Here is a 13,554-nt window from a genome sequence, read left to right as displayed (position 1 = left end):
GCCGGGGCGGTATGATCCAGCGCGCCCACGCCATGGCGTGCTCCATTGACTAGCCGCTCATGCACCTCCTGCGCACGGCCTTCGACCCACAGGCTGACGGAGATCGTGCTGTCGGCCAGCTTCGGGTCGAGCACGGCGAGGCTCAATAGCCCGTCCTGGAGGATGGGGCGGACATTGCGCAGGTTGCTGAGGGATTGCGCTTCGAAGGCTCTCATACTGCGCAGCCTCTGTTCGCGGGCCTTGGCGACCGCCTGGTTGGCCTGTTTCTGCAGCTGGCGCAGGTGGGCGCTTTGCAGGGCGTAGTATTCACCGAGCTTCATCTGCACCTGCAGCTCGATCAACTGGACGCCGTTGTGCAACCACTGCGTGGCGGCGTTCAGGCGCCTCACCGCGTTCGGGACTTCAGGGGCCAGACTCGGCTCCAGGCGTTTGCTGGCGGCATTGACGGCTCCTTGGAGGTCGGCCACCGCCTGCTTGAGGCCGTCACGAAATGCCAGGCCAAGGTCATCGCTGGTGATGAACTTGTTGAGCACCGAATAAAGCTTCTCGCTGTCGTTCCAGTCGACTTCGTTGGTCGAGAAGCTGGGCAACAGCGCGTCTAACAACGATTCATTGCGCATCAGCAGGGCGCGGTAGGCTGGACTGGCAGGGTCCTGCAGCCATCGCAGCCAGAGTGCTTCACTGGGACCTGGCGGTGCTTGCGCCTCCGACCTCAACGCTTCGGTGATTCCGCCCGCCAGGCATGAAGCCAGGGTCATGCTGTAGGCGACGGCGGAATCAGAGTCCTGGCCATCGTAATCGTATTGCTCGATGAGCTTGAAGGCGGAGCTGTCGCAAAGCGCCGCATAGGCCTGGGCGTTCAGGTCGATGTAATGCTGGTATTGGGCGTCCTGACGTTCGTACTCGGCCTGGAAGGCGGCCCGGGCCGGCTCGTCATAGCGCTCTTCGAGTCGGGCATCGCTTTCATCGCCGCGCTGATCCACCACGCGTTGGCGTTCGATACGCGGGTCGACGAAGACCGGAGGTCCATCGCCAGACTGCGGCTCGAAGCTGGATACGGCCTCTTCGGCCCAGGCGCGGTGCTGGGCGCGAATGATCTGCAGGATATGCGAGGTTTGCAGCTTGTACGCCCGCAGCGGTTCTTCACGCCATTGCTGGCGAGCCACCAGCCAACCGAGACGCGCATGGTTGTATTCCTGGATCAGGCCGACGGTGTCATCGATGACCACGGCCAGCACGCCCTGCTCGAGCTGGTGCTTGGCCATGGCATGGGTCACGTAGTTGCGCAAGGCGGTATGGCGCAGGTAACGGCTGTGGAAGCCGTGTGCGCTGTCGAAGGGCCCCGGTAGCTGCTTGGCATACTCGAACACCTGGCGGTCGACTTGCAGGTTGTCCGGTGTCATGAGCATGCCGAACCTGCCTGGGTTCGTCCGGAGCTGGGTCAGGTCCAGTTCATGAAAGCGATCCGAGGGGAATGTGCCATCCCTGTAGGCGTTCAACACGCTGAGCGGCCATGGATCGCTGGCGAAGGCGATCCAGGCGGTGCTGTAGGTCTTGGTGTCGAAGGTCAGAAAGGCCGAGGGGATATCGTGGTCTTTGCCGGAGCACCAGTCGGGCAGTGGACGAGGCGGCCCGAGCGGCGGCTCGATGGGGTTGAAGCGACGCAGATAGCCTTGTTCGGTGACCTCGTAGGCGTGCCAGATCCGGCGATCGAGCAGGACGTACAGGTAGCCCATGCGCAGGGTGCGCAAGCCCATCTTGGTGTCGACGCGACGGCCCTCCAGCGGCGGTGCTGCGGCGGTGGAGAGCAGGTCTGGGACCAAGGCCTGGCGCAACACCAGGACAGGCAACCCCTGGCGTTCGCAGGCCTGGCATTGGCCGGGAGGGAGTGCCGATTCGGCGATGACATGGGCGATGTTCTGGCTGAGGTTCATATCAAAGCCTCAGATCGCATTGGCTGGGCATGTGAATTCCTTGTCTACAAAGCGACCGTCGAGCTGGCCTGGTAGGCGACAGCCTCGACGTCCCTGGATCACCTGTTATCGAATCCAGCGGTTAACGCTAAGGGAGAAGGACTTCTCAGAGGTAATTCATGCGTCCCAAGGGTTTGTAGGAAGCTTCGCTTTTTGCGATTTCGGCGCAGCATCGGGGCTGTTATTCACATGACCTGGCGGACCTTGTCCATCCGCAGGCGCAGCCATTGCGGGGCGAGCCCGTTCCTACAGGGTCGGCAAGCCGGAGCACGTGTCCGGCTTGCCGCAGCGCTCAGCCTTCGTGCTTCACCCCTTCTTCACCCTGAACCATGCCGCATACAGCGCCGGCAGGAACAACAGGGTCAGCACCGTCGCCACGATCAACCCACCCATGATCGCCACCGCCATCGGCCCGTAGAACACGCTGCGCGACAGGGGGATCATCGCCAGCACCGCCGCCAGCGCGGTGAGCACGATGGGCCGGAAGCGCCGTACCGTGGCTTCGATGATCGCCTGCCAACGGTCCAGCCCAGCGGCGATATCCTGCTCGATCTGGTCGACCAGGATCACCGAGTTGCGCATGATCATCCCCGCCAAGGCGATGGTGCCGAGCATGGCGACGAAGCCGAACGGCTGGCGGAACACCAGCAGGAACAACGTCACGCCGATCAGCCCCAGGGGGGCGGTGAGAAATACCATCACCGTGCGCGAGAAACTGCGCAGCTGGATCATCAGCAACGTCAGCACCACCACGATGAACAGCGGCATGCCGGCATTCACCGATTTCTGCCCGCGTTCGGAGTCCTCCACCGTACCGCCCACCTCCAGCAAGTAACCGTCCGGCAACTGGTCGCGCACCTGCTGCAGGGTCGGGAGGATTTGCTTGACCAGCGTCACCGGCTGCTCCTTGCCGTAGATATCGGCGCGCACGGTCACCGTCGGCAGGCGGTTACGGTGCCAGATGACCCCTTCCTCGAAGCCATATTCCAGCGTCGCCACCTGCGACAGCGCCACGCTCTGGCCGTTATCGGTGGGCAATGCCAGGCTGCCCAGATTACCCAGCTCATGGCGCTCCTGGTCGGTACCGCGCAGCAGGATCTCGATCAGTTCATTGTCTTCACGATACTGGCTGACGGTGGTGCCGGTGAGCGAGCTTTGCAGGAAGCTCGACAGGTGCGCAGTGCTCACGCCCAAGGCACGTGCGCGATCCTGGTCGATCTCCAGGAATACAGCCTTGCTCGGCTCCTCCCAGTCCAGGTGCACGTTCACCACGTGGGGGTTCTCGCGTACCTTGTCGGCGACCTGACGCGCCAGGGCGCGGACCTTCTCGATATGCTCGCCCGTCACGCGGAACTGCACCGGGTAGCCCACGGGAGGGCCGTTTTCCAGGCGTGTGACCCGCGAGCGCAGCTCGGGGAACTGTTCGTCCAGCGTGGCGATCAGCCAACTGCGTAACGCCTCGCGATCTTCCAGGCTCTTGGCCAGCACCACGAACTGAGCAAAGCTCGCCGCCGGCAATTGCTGGTCCAAAGGCAGGTAGAAACGCGGCGAACCGGTGCCGACATAAGCAACGTAGTTCTCGATGCCGTCCTGTTGCTTGAGCAAGGCCTCCAGGCGCTTGACCTGCTCGGCGGTGTTGGCCAGCGACGCGCCCTCGGCGAGCTTGAGGTCGACCATCAGCTCAGGCCGGCCCGACGCCGGGAAGAACTGCTGGGGCACGAAGCGGAACAACAGCAGGCTGCCGACGAACGCAGCGAGGGTCAGCACGATCACCGTCTTGCGCCGCCGCACGCACCACCCCACCACGCGGCGCACCCGCTGGTAGAACGGCGTACCGTACGGGTCATGGCCAGCCTCGCCATGGCGCGCCGCGTGGCGCTTGGCCAGGTCCGGCAGCAGCCGGTCGCCCAGGTAGGGCACGAACACCACCGCGGCGACCCAGGAGGTCAGCAAGGCGATGGTCACCACCTGGAAGATCGAACGGGTGTATTCGCCGGTACTCGAGGCGGCGGTGGCGATCGGCAGGAAGCCCGCCGCAGTGATCAGGGTACCGGTGAGCATCGGAAAGGCCGTGCTCGACCAGGCATAGCTGGCCGCCTTGAGCCGGTCGAAGCCCTGCTCCATCTTGATCGCCATCATCTCCACGGCAATGATCGCATCGTCCACCAGTAGCCCCAGGGCCAGTACCAGCGCCCCCAGGGAAATCTTGTGCAGGCCGATGCCGAAGTAGTGCATGGCGGCGAAGGTCATGGCCAGCACCAACGGAATGGCCAAGGCCACTACCAGGCCGGTGCGCAGGCCCAGGGAGAAGAAGCTCACCAGCAGTACGATGGCCAGGGCCTCGACCAATACCTGGACGAACTCGCCGACCCCGGCCTTCACCGCCGCCGGCTGGTCGGAGACCTTGCGCAGTTCCATGCCGGCGGGCAGGTTGCGGGCCAGACGGGCGAACTCACCCTCCAGGGCCTTGCCCAGGACCAGAATGTCGCCGCCCTCCTTCATCGACACTGCAAGACCAATGGCATCTTCCCCCATGAAGCGCATGCGCGGCGCGGGTGGGTCGTTGAAACCACGGTGCACATCGGCCACGTCGCCGATACGGAAGGTCCGATCGCCCACTCGGATGGGGAACTGGCGGATCTGCTCGACCGTGTCGAATTGCCCGCTCACCCGCAGTTGCAGGCGTTCGCTGGGGGTTTCGAAGAAGCCGGCGGTGCTTACCGCATTCTGCTCCTGCAAGGCTTGCTGCACGGCCTGTAAAGGCACGCCCAGGGTCGCCAGCTTGACGTTGGACAGCTCGATCCAGATCTTTTCGTCCTGCAGGCCGAGCAGCTCCACCTTGCCCACGTCCTTGACCCGCTGCAGCTGGATCTGGATGCGGTCTGCATAGTCCTTGAGCACTGCGTAGTCGAAGCCTGCGCCGGTCAGGGCATAGATATTGCCGAAGGTGGTGCCGAACTCGTCGTTGAAGAACGGGCCCTGGATTTCCGGCGGCAGGGTATGGCGGATATCCGCGACTTTCTTGCGAATCTGATACCAGAGTTCTGGGATGGCTTGCGAATGCATGGAGTCGCGGGCCATGAAAGTGACCTGGGATTCACCCGGGCGCGAGAACGAAACGATGCGCTCGTACTCGCCGGTTTCCATCAGCTTCTTTTCGATGCGTTCGGAGACCTGCCGGGAGACTTCTTCGGCAGTGGCACCCGGCCAGATCGTGCGAATGACCATGGCTTTGAAGGTGAACGGAGGGTCCTCGCTCTGCCCCAGCTTGGTGTAGGACATGGCGCCAACCGCTGCCAGGAGAATCATCAGGAACAGCACGATCTGCCGGTTGCGCAGGGCCCAGGCGGAAAGATTGAAACCCATCGGGACTACTCCTTGGCCGCCAGGTTCACGTCACGGTTGGTGCGGTCCACGGGCCGGACTTGCTGGCCCTCGCGCAATACATGGCCACCGGCGGCCACCACCCAGTCGTCGGCCTTGAGGCCTTCGAGTACCGGCACGCTGTCGGCGCCATAGGGGCCCAAGCGCACCACGGCGCGCTCCAGCCGGTTGTCCTTGCCGACCCGCCAGACGTAAGCCTGGCCCTGCTCGGCGGTGACGGCCGACAGCGGCACCGACAGCGGCGCCTGCTCGGCATGGGCAATGAACACCCTTGCACTTTGGCCCAACTCTGCCGGCGCGCTGGCCGAGGTGAAGGCAATGCGCGCGGCGAAGGTACGCGAACGCGGATCGGCCGCCGGAGACAACTCGCGAATACGCCCTTCGTAGCGCGCATTGGGATGCGACCACAGCTCCACGCTGACCGTTTGCCCCACGGCAAAACGGGCGAACTGCTGCTCCGGCAGGCCGATGAGCACTTCACGCTCGCCGTCGGCGGCCAGGGTGAAAACGGTTTGCCCGGCGGCCACCACCTGGCCCACCTCGACTTGGCGCTTGGCGATCACGCCAGCCTGGGGCGCGCGCAACACCGCGTACTCGGCCTGGTTGCCGGCCACGTCGAATTCGGCCTGGGCCTGTTTGAGCCGGGCCAGACCGGCGCGGTAAAGATTCTCGGCGTTGTCGAACTGGGAATGGCTGACCATCTGCTTGTCGAGCAGCCTCTGGTAGCGGTCGCGCTCGGTCCGCACCAGGGCCAGGTTGGCCTGGGCGGCAGCAAGCTGGGCACGGTTGGCCTCCAGTTGCAGGCGCACATCCTGCGGGTCGAGTTCGGCCAGAGGCTGGTCCGCCTTGACCCGCTGCCCTTCCTCTACCAGGCGCTTGGTGACCTTGCCGCCGATCCGGAACGCCAGCTCCGGTTCGAAGCGAGCCCGCACCTCGCCAGGGTAACTGTCGGCCGACGCTCCGGCCGGCTGGGGCTGGACCACCAGCGCCGGGCGAGGCGCCGCGGGTGCCGCGGTTTCCTGCCCGCAAGCGGACAGCAGCAGGGCCAAGGCGGCAGGCAAAACGATGGGCAAGGCATGACGCAACATGATGGAAATCCTTTCGAGGGCAGCGCCTGGAATATTTATACTGGCGAGTATATTAAATCAGCTGATCGGGCCGGGGAAGCGGGTAGATGCGAGAAAACGTTCCCCCAACGCACGCCCATCGCCGCCAGACCCGGTAAGATGGAAGCCTTTTTCAACCAGATTCGGATCCTCATGTCCCACGACGCACCCATAGGCCCGGGCCGGCCCAAGGACCTGGCCAAACGCGAGGCCATCCTCGAAGCCGCCAAGACACTGTTTCTCAGCCTTGGCTATGCCAACACCAGCATGGATGCGGTCGCTGCGGCGGCAGGTGTTTCAAAACTCACGGTCTACAGCCATTTCACCGATAAACAGACGCTGTTCGGTTCGGCGGTCATGGCGACTTGCCAGGCGCAATTGCCGGATTTGATCTTCGAACTGCCCGAGGGGGTGCCGCTGGAGCAGGTGTTGCTGAACATCGCTCGCGGGTTCCATGCGTTGATCAGCAGTGAAGAGTCGGTGAGGTTGAGCCGATTGATCATTGCCCTGGGGAACCAGGACCCTGGCTTCGGGGAGTATTTCTGGGAGGCGGGGCCAAAACGGGTGCTCGGGGGGATGGAGGCGCTGCTGCGCTGTGTTGCGCAGCGGGGGCTGCTGGCGATCGACAATCCGCTGCGGGCGGCGGAGCATTTCTTCTGCCTGGTGAAGGGGGCGCCGGATTATCGGTTGTTGCTGGGGTGTGCGCCGGCGTTGGTGGGGGATGAGGCCGAGGCGCATGTGCGGGAGGTGGTTGGGTTGTTCATGCGGGCGTATCGGGTTTAGGCGCTTTTTTTGTGCCGCCTGCCTTGCGACGTGTTTGTCGTGAAATATGCAGCGCTTGTGAGACCGCGCGCCGCGCGGGCGGCGCGCGATCTACGCATCACTTCAACCCCAAGACAGGAACCCAAAAACGCTGGCTCCTGCATCCGGCCTCCTGACGTCGCAATTGGCGGCGCCTGGGCTGTTGCGTAAACGGCGGTGGCGGTGCCACTCACCCCCCAGCCTTGAGCGCCTTCTTGGGATAAATGTCATACCGACTCGACTTCCCCTCCAGGCTGTGACTCGGCTTGGGCCCCTCGATAATCGGCGCCTTGCGCGGCCGCTTGACCACCACCCGGTGCGAAGCCAACGCCAGGGCCGCCTCGAGCAACGCCGGCGCATCCAGGTCATCACCCACCAAGGGCCGAAACACCCGCATCTCCTTCTTCACCAACGCACTCTTGTCCCGATGCGGAAACATCGGATCAAGGTAGATCACCTGCGGCGCCTCGCCCTCCCAGCCGCGCATGCGTTCGATCGCATTGCCCGTCAGCAAGCGCATGCGCGCCACGATCGCGCCAACCTCCTCATCACCGCGCGCCCGTGCCAGGCCATCTTCGAGCAAGGCCGCGATCAACGGCTGGCGCTCGATCAAGGTCATCTGGCAGCCAAGGCTGGCCAGGACGAACGCGTCCTTGCCCAGTCCCGCCGTGGCATCGAGCACCTGGGGCCGTACGCCCTGGGCGATGCCGACCGCCTTGGCGATCATCTGCCCATTGCCACCGCCATAGAGCCGCCGATGAGCCGCCTGCCCTTCGACGAAATCCACCCGCACCGGCCCCGGTGCCTGCGGCCCCAACTGCTGGATCTGCAAGCCCTCGGCCCCCACCTGTACGGCGAAGCCGGCAGCGTCGTCCACCAGCGGCAAACCCAGACGCTCGGCCCATGCCACCGCCTGGGCCTGAAATTCGATCGACAAGGCCTCGACCCTGATACCCGCGCCCTGCTCTAGCTCTGCCATCCGTTCCCGCACTCGAAAAATTAATGAAATCCCGGCCACCGCCGATACACGCAGTATCCGCTATTCTGCCAGAGCACAACGCGCGCGACTGCCATGTCAGATACTCTTCCCATCGGCTTGACCTACCTGTCGCCTGTCGACCACTTCGGTCGGCAGAACACCCAGGCACTCGGGGGCGTCAGCCACCTGTGGCAGGATTTCTTCGCCCGCGCATTGGCCGAACAGCAGGCGCCGGAGCCCGACCCAGTCAGCCAGGCCATCGAGAAGCAGGTCGATCAGCACAGCGGCGAACCAGTGGGCGGTGCACACGCTCTGGCGCAGATTCGCCTGCAGCGCGCCTGCGACCTCCATGACAGCGAAATCATCCCACCCGAACCCTTGTTCCTGCCCAAGGCCGAGCTCGAGAGGGAGCTGCTGGAAAGCGCCCCCGAGCCCTTCAGCGCCGCCGAGCTCATCGAGCAGCAACGTCAGCTCGACCTGAACAACAGCTGGTTGCGTCCGGTGGTCATGAGCCAGGGCCAACCGCTACCCGAGCCAGGCCCGGCACCTTCGCCGCGCCCACTGTTCCTGCCGATCGCCGAGTTCGAGATGGACCTGCTGGACAAAGCCCCCGAACCCTACGATGAGCCCACCCTGGCCCAGCAACGGAACGACCTGGAATTCGACATCCATTGGGCCCGCCCAGTGGTGCTGAACAACGTGCGCGTACACGCCTGATCAGCGACAGACCTGCCAGAAGCCCATATCCAGATGAAAATGGTTGTGGTGAGCAGCGTTGTAGTCCGGCCCCAGTACTGTGCTGAAACTGGCGCACGCCGCCTCATGCACCCGCCGCAAGAATTCGGCCTCCCGCCCCTGCCTCTGCCAGTCCCGCGCCAGCACGATACGCCGGCCGTCCTGGAGGCGAAAACCGCTGATATCCAGGGCATTGGCGGTGGCATGCTGGCTCAGGCGCCCCTGCTTGCGGTGATAGACGTTACGACAGGCAAAGCTGCCCAGGTGCTCGACCTGCGCCACCGGTTGGCCGAATACACGTCGTGCCGCCGGTTGCACGCCATGGGTTTCGAACAACGCGTAGGCCACCGCCAGCGGGCACGACGCCAGGAAGCTACTGCCCAGCCGTGCCTGGCCACCTTCGATGCGCCAAACGTTTTGCAGCGGACACGTTGCCGTCGGCGGGCTGTCGGCCTGCGCCCGATAGCGCAGGGATGAGGTCTGCAGCGCCTGGCGGCACAGGTCGGCATCGGTGCGCAGGCGCGACAGCTTGTAGGGGGTGAGCAGGTTCGGTGGCTGGCGTACATCCAGCACTGCCCAAGGGTTCCAGGTCGACGGCAGTCGCCAGCCCAGCTGCCAGGCAAGGGCCGCCAGCAGCAGCAGCAGGCCGACGGCCAGCACCGACAACAGGCGCATTCAGCGCCGGAACAGCTCGTTGAGTTCGGTGAACGGCATGGCCTGTTCGCCATAGCCGAACGTGCCCTCGTCGCGAATCTCCAGCGCCGCGCGCCGGAACGCCCCCAAGGCCGCCCGGGCCAGGGACGAACCGACGCTGATGCGTTTCACGCCCAGATCCTGCAACTGGTTGACGCTCAATGCCACCCCAGCCATCCCCATCAGCACATTGACCGGCTTGGGTGCCACGGCCTGCACCACGGCACGGATCTCGTCGACACTGCGCAAGCCGGGGGCATACAGCACATCGGCACCGGCTTCGGCATAGGCCTGCAGGCGGCGGATGGTGTCATCCAGGTCCAGGCGACCGTGCAGCAGGTTCTCGGCCCTGGCGCAGAGGGTGAAGGGAAATGGCAGTTCACGAGCAGCCTGCACCGCAGCACGTACACGCTCCACCGACAGGCCGAAGTCGTAGATCGGTGCATCGGCATGGCCGCTGGCATCTTCGATCGAGCCGCCTACCAACCCTACCCCGGCGGCCTGCCGGATCGCCTCGGCACAGTCCTGCGGCAAGTCGCCAAAACCGTTTTCCAGGTCGGCCGCCACGGGCAAGGGCGTAGCATCGACAATCGCCCGGGCATTGCTCAGCGTTTGTTCGAGGTCCAAGGCCGCCTGCGCATCAGGCCGCCCCAGGCTGAAGGCAAGGCCGGCACTGGTGGTCGCCAGCGCCTCGAACCCAAGGCTGGCCAGAAACTTGGCAGACCCAGCATCCCACGGGTTGGGAATGACGAACGCGCCCTCGCGTTCATGCAACGCCTTGAAGGCTTCGGCTCGCAGGGTTTGCACATCCATGGTCATGACCTCCAGCAGCGTGTTGAGGATTGCTCAGAGTAGCCCCAGTTGTTCGACCTCAGGCGCGCGGGGCAATTCCGGCAGCGGCGCAAGGCCGGGCAGACGCGCCATCAGGCGCTGGTGAAAGCGCTGGGCCAGGGCAGCGGCCAGGCGGTTGTCGGCCGTGTGCAGGAAGACATAGGGGCTGCGGCCTTCCTCGATCCAAGTGGCAACCTTGTCTACCCAGGGTGTGAGGAAAGGTTCGTTGGCGTCCAATTGCGGATGCCCGATGAAACGCACTTGGGGATGCTGGCTGAAGGCGGCCGGACGTGGAGGCACCCGTGGTTTCTTGGCCTGTGCGTCCAAAACGCCGGGGTCACGCAGGGTGCAACTGAACAATGCACGCGGGTCCAGGCAGATACGCTCGACGCCACGCTCGCGCAGCAGCCGATTGAGCAGGCGCTCCTCTTCGCCACGGGCGAAAAATGCGTCATTACGCACCTCGACCGCCACCGGCACGCCGATCTCATCGAGAAAATGGCACAACTCCCCCAGGCGCGTAGGGCCGAACTGCGCGGGCAACTGCAGCCAATAGGGCGAAACCCGTGGGCCCAGTGGTGCCAGCAGCCGCGTGAAATCGAGCGCCGAGGCCAATTGTTCGCCTAGGTGGCTCGCGTGGCTGACGTCGCCAGGAAACTTGGCAGTGAAACGGAAATGCTTGGGCATCACCTGCGCCCAGCGCTCCACCGTGGCCGGTGCCGGGCGGGCGTAGAACGTGGTATTGCCCTCAACGGCGTTGAACACCTGGCTGTACAGCCCAAGGTATTCGGCAGGACGGGCGTCGGCAGGATAGAGGTAGTCGCGCCAGGCGTTGTCACTCCAGGACGGACAACCGAGAAAATAAGGAAGAGGCGATGGATTCATCCATCAAATGTACAGGTCCAGCCCCAGCACTTCCATCTCCCAGTCGGTGAAGCCGGCCGTGGCCAGGTAGCTGGCCAGAGCGGTGGCGGTACGTCGGTCGCGGGCCCGAGGGAAGACCATGTCCTGTTGCCGGGCTGGAACCCCGGCCGTATGGCGCCGGGTTCCCGGGTCCTGAGGCACCTGCACCTCGTCGACCACTTCGGCGTCCTCGATTGTTTCGTCGCGCACCGGTGCCTTGCGCGCAGGGCGCTTGATCGGATAGGACTGCGGGGAGAAACCATCGATACGCATGGACAGGGCACTCAGGATCAGTGATGGCAATTTAGCAGCACCAGGGATCCGTCGCTAATGCCCGATTTGTTAACTGGACCACAGTTTAGACAAAAGGTTCGGGGTTGGGCTAATGCCGGTCAGTTAATCCATTGGGCCGGTCCCGCTATCACTGTCGCCTGGCAAGGGCTTCGCCCTTGGTCGCGGGACAAGCCCGCTCCTACAAGGGATCAGCGCTAGCCGCTTTTTCTCTGCCCAATACAGTCAACGCATAACTATTTTTTTGGCCGGCCCGTGGGGGCGGGGGTTTGCCCCGCGATTGGGCCGGGCCCGCTATCACCTTCGCCCTTGATCGCGGGACAAGCCCGCTCCTACAAGATCTGCGCTATAGGTCTGTTTTTGCCACAAAGGCTCGTTCAGCGCGCCTTGGGTGTGGCGACGTTGTCGCGCAGGTACACAGGTTGTGCCTGCTCGGCAGCGATGGCCTCACCGCGGCCCCAGGCGAAGGTGGCCAGGCTGAGGATGTCCAGGGCGCTGGGCAGCGCCGAGGCATCGCTCTCGCTCACCGGCACCGCCAGGCGCCCGGCATAGCCCCAACCGGTGCCGGCACCGAACCAATCACCGCTGGCGCCTTCGGGCAACTGCACCCGCTCCGGCGGCAGTACCGCCTCGCGCCCGAGCAGGCGCATCTCGCCCTCGCAGGCCTGGTAGCAGCCCCAGTACACCTCGTCCATGCGTGCGTCGATGGCCGCAGCCACCTGCTGCACGCCCCGCTCGCGCAAGGCACCCTGAGCCAAGGCCGCCAGGTTGGACACCGGCAGCACCGGGCGCTCCAGGGCGAAGGCCAACCCCTGAACCACGCCAATGGCGATACGCACGCCAGTGAACGCGCCCGGGCCACGGCCAAAGGCGATGGCGTCGATGGTATTGAGCGCCACACCGGAGTCGCCCAGCAGCTGCTTGATCATCGGCAGCAGTTTCTGGGCGTGCATGCGTGGGATCACCTCGTAGTGGCTGGTCACCTTGCCGTCATGCAGCAAGGCGACGGAACAGGCTTCAGTGGCGGTATCCAGGGCCAGCAACGTGGTCATCGAACGGTATTCCAGGGCAGAGGTAAAAAGAGCGGCAGTATAAACGACAACGGCCCGCAAGCGGGCCGTCGTGACGCACGGTGATGGATCAGCTCAGGGCTGCCAGTACCTTGGCGGTGATCGACTCGACCGAGCCGACACCTTCGATGTGGGCGTACTTCGGCTTGCCATTGTTGGCGGCCGACAGCTTCTGGTAGAAGTCCACCAGCGGCTTGGTCTGGCTGTGGTACACCGACAGGCGGTGGCGCACGGTCTCTTCCTTGTCGTCGTCACGCTGGATCAGCTCTTCGCCGGTGACGTCGTCCTTGCCTTCCACTTTCGGCGGGTTGTGCTGGATGTGGTAGGTACGGCCCGAAGCCAGGTGTACGCGACGGCCGGCCATGCGACCGACGATCTCTTCGTCGTCCACGGCGATTTCGACCACGGCATCGATATCGACGCCGGCAGCGACCATGGCTTCAGCCTGGGGAATGGTGCGCGGGAAGCCGTCGAACAGGCAGCCGTTGGCGCAATCCGGCTGGGCGATGCGCTCCTTGACCAGGCTGATGATCAGCTCGTCGGAAACCAGCTGGCCGGCATCCATGACTTTCTTGAGCTCCAGGCCCAGCGGGGTGCCGGCCTTGACGGCAGCACGCAACATGTCACCGGTGGAGATCTGTGGAATACCGAACTTCTCGGTGATGAACTTTGCCTGAGTACCTTTACCGGCCCCGGGAGCTCCCAGCAGAATTACGCGCATCTTGTGCTCCTCATATTTTTCTATGTAAATCAACGGATTCGGCACAGAAGGCCAACTCCGAAAAATC

At 64.2% G+C, this 13,554-nt stretch carries 12 protein-coding genes; 2 read left to right on the top strand and 10 right to left on the bottom strand.

From position 1 onward, the window contains the following. The 3 genes from IRZ56_RS08795 to IRZ56_RS08785 form a co-directional block, all read right to left on the bottom strand. Positions 1-1,934: T6SS effector BTH_I2691 family protein (locus IRZ56_RS08795; protein WP_328311273.1), on the bottom strand; the 1,934-nt coding region annotated here is incomplete at its 3' end. Between the two features lie 345 nt (positions 1,935-2,279). Beyond that, positions 2,280-5,339, bottom strand: coding sequence for an efflux RND transporter permease subunit (locus IRZ56_RS08790; RefSeq protein WP_196144599.1), 3,060 nt, complete (start codon positions 5,337-5,339; stop codon positions 2,280-2,282). Positions 5,340-5,344: 5 nt separating this feature from the next. Next, a complete protein-coding gene (locus IRZ56_RS08785) occupies positions 5,345-6,445 on the bottom strand; it encodes an efflux RND transporter periplasmic adaptor subunit (protein WP_196144598.1) in 1,101 nt (366 codons plus the stop codon). Between the two features lie 171 nt (positions 6,446-6,616). Between IRZ56_RS08785 and IRZ56_RS08780 the strand changes: the two genes are divergently transcribed. Next, positions 6,617-7,246: a TetR/AcrR family transcriptional regulator gene (locus IRZ56_RS08780; protein ID WP_196144607.1), complete on the top strand. Its 630-nt coding sequence runs from the start codon at positions 6,617-6,619 to the stop codon at positions 7,244-7,246. Positions 7,247-7,454: 208 nt separating this feature from the next. On the opposite strand, the gene IRZ56_RS08775 is transcribed toward IRZ56_RS08780, so the two are convergent. After that, positions 7,455-8,243, bottom strand: coding sequence for a class I SAM-dependent methyltransferase (locus IRZ56_RS08775; protein ID WP_196144597.1), 789 nt, complete (start codon positions 8,241-8,243; stop codon positions 7,455-7,457). Between the two features lie 93 nt (positions 8,244-8,336). Between IRZ56_RS08775 and IRZ56_RS08770 the strand changes: the two genes are divergently transcribed. Next, a complete protein-coding gene (locus tag IRZ56_RS08770; protein ID WP_196144596.1) occupies positions 8,337-8,960 on the top strand; it encodes an energy transducer TonB in 624 nt (207 codons plus the stop codon). On the opposite strand, the gene IRZ56_RS08765 is transcribed toward IRZ56_RS08770, so the two are convergent. From IRZ56_RS08765 to adk, 6 genes are all read right to left on the bottom strand, one after another. Next, a complete protein-coding gene (locus tag IRZ56_RS08765) occupies positions 8,961-9,647 on the bottom strand; it encodes an extensin family protein (RefSeq protein WP_196144606.1) in 687 nt (228 codons plus the stop codon). It abuts the gene before it with no gap. A gap of 6 nt (positions 9,648-9,653) precedes the next feature. After that, the gene (locus IRZ56_RS08760) at positions 9,654-10,484 is read right to left on the bottom strand and encodes an isocitrate lyase/PEP mutase family protein (RefSeq protein ID WP_196144595.1); all 831 of its coding nucleotides are present in this window, start codon (positions 10,482-10,484) and stop codon (positions 9,654-9,656) included. Between the two features lie 33 nt (positions 10,485-10,517). After that, positions 10,518-11,387 (bottom strand): DUF72 domain-containing protein, encoded by an 870-nt coding sequence (locus IRZ56_RS08755; RefSeq protein WP_196144594.1) that lies wholly within the window; start codon positions 11,385-11,387, stop codon positions 10,518-10,520. Positions 11,388-11,390: 3 nt separating this feature from the next. Further along, positions 11,391-11,678 carry a hypothetical protein gene (locus tag IRZ56_RS08750; RefSeq protein ID WP_196144605.1) on the bottom strand — a complete coding sequence of 96 codons (288 nt, stop codon included), beginning with the start codon at positions 11,676-11,678 and terminating at the stop codon, positions 11,391-11,393. Between the two features lie 395 nt (positions 11,679-12,073). Then, on the bottom strand, positions 12,074-12,748 hold the full coding sequence (tsaB, locus tag IRZ56_RS08745) for a tRNA (adenosine(37)-N6)-threonylcarbamoyltransferase complex dimerization subunit type 1 TsaB (protein ID WP_196144593.1): 675 nt from the start codon (positions 12,746-12,748) through the stop codon (positions 12,074-12,076). 88 nt (positions 12,749-12,836) lie between these two features. Then, entirely contained in the window at positions 12,837-13,487 is a 651-nt protein-coding gene (gene adk / locus IRZ56_RS08740) for an adenylate kinase (RefSeq protein WP_196144592.1), read from the bottom strand. Positions 13,488-13,554 lie beyond the last annotated feature (67 nt).

It is taken from the genome of Pseudomonas guariconensis (assembly GCF_015680235.1).
Classification (GTDB): domain Bacteria; phylum Pseudomonadota; class Gammaproteobacteria; order Pseudomonadales; family Pseudomonadaceae; genus Aquipseudomonas; species Aquipseudomonas guariconensis_A.
Note: the sequence above shows the minus strand (reverse complement) of the source record. Positions and strands in the feature narration are given on the sequence as shown.

What these genes read in the sequence shown, in the direction of transcription:
- tsaB (WP_196144593.1), bottom strand. Translation starts at nt 12,748, where the DNA reads ATGACCACGTTGCTGGCCCTGGATACCGCCACTGAAGCCTGTTCCGTC.
- IRZ56_RS08770 (WP_196144596.1), top strand. Translation starts at nt 8,337, where the DNA reads ATGTCAGATACTCTTCCCATCGGCTTGACCTACCTGTCGCCTGTCGAC.
- IRZ56_RS08780 (WP_196144607.1), top strand. Translation starts at nt 6,617, where the DNA reads ATGTCCCACGACGCACCCATAGGCCCGGGCCGGCCCAAGGACCTGGCC.
- adk (WP_196144592.1), bottom strand. Translation starts at nt 13,487, where the DNA reads ATGCGCGTAATTCTGCTGGGAGCTCCCGGGGCCGGTAAAGGTACTCAG.
- IRZ56_RS08750 (WP_196144605.1), bottom strand. Translation starts at nt 11,678, where the DNA reads ATGCGTATCGATGGTTTCTCCCCGCAGTCCTATCCGATCAAGCGCCCT.
- IRZ56_RS08775 (WP_196144597.1), bottom strand. Translation starts at nt 8,243, where the DNA reads ATGGCAGAGCTAGAGCAGGGCGCGGGTATCAGGGTCGAGGCCTTGTCG.
- IRZ56_RS08785 (WP_196144598.1), bottom strand. Translation starts at nt 6,445, where the DNA reads ATGTTGCGTCATGCCTTGCCCATCGTTTTGCCTGCCGCCTTGGCCCTG.
- IRZ56_RS08790 (WP_196144599.1), bottom strand. Translation starts at nt 5,339, where the DNA reads ATGGGTTTCAATCTTTCCGCCTGGGCCCTGCGCAACCGGCAGATCGTG.
- IRZ56_RS08755 (WP_196144594.1), bottom strand. Translation starts at nt 11,387, where the DNA reads ATGAATCCATCGCCTCTTCCTTATTTTCTCGGTTGTCCGTCCTGGAGT.
- IRZ56_RS08760 (WP_196144595.1), bottom strand. Translation starts at nt 10,484, where the DNA reads ATGGATGTGCAAACCCTGCGAGCCGAAGCCTTCAAGGCGTTGCATGAA.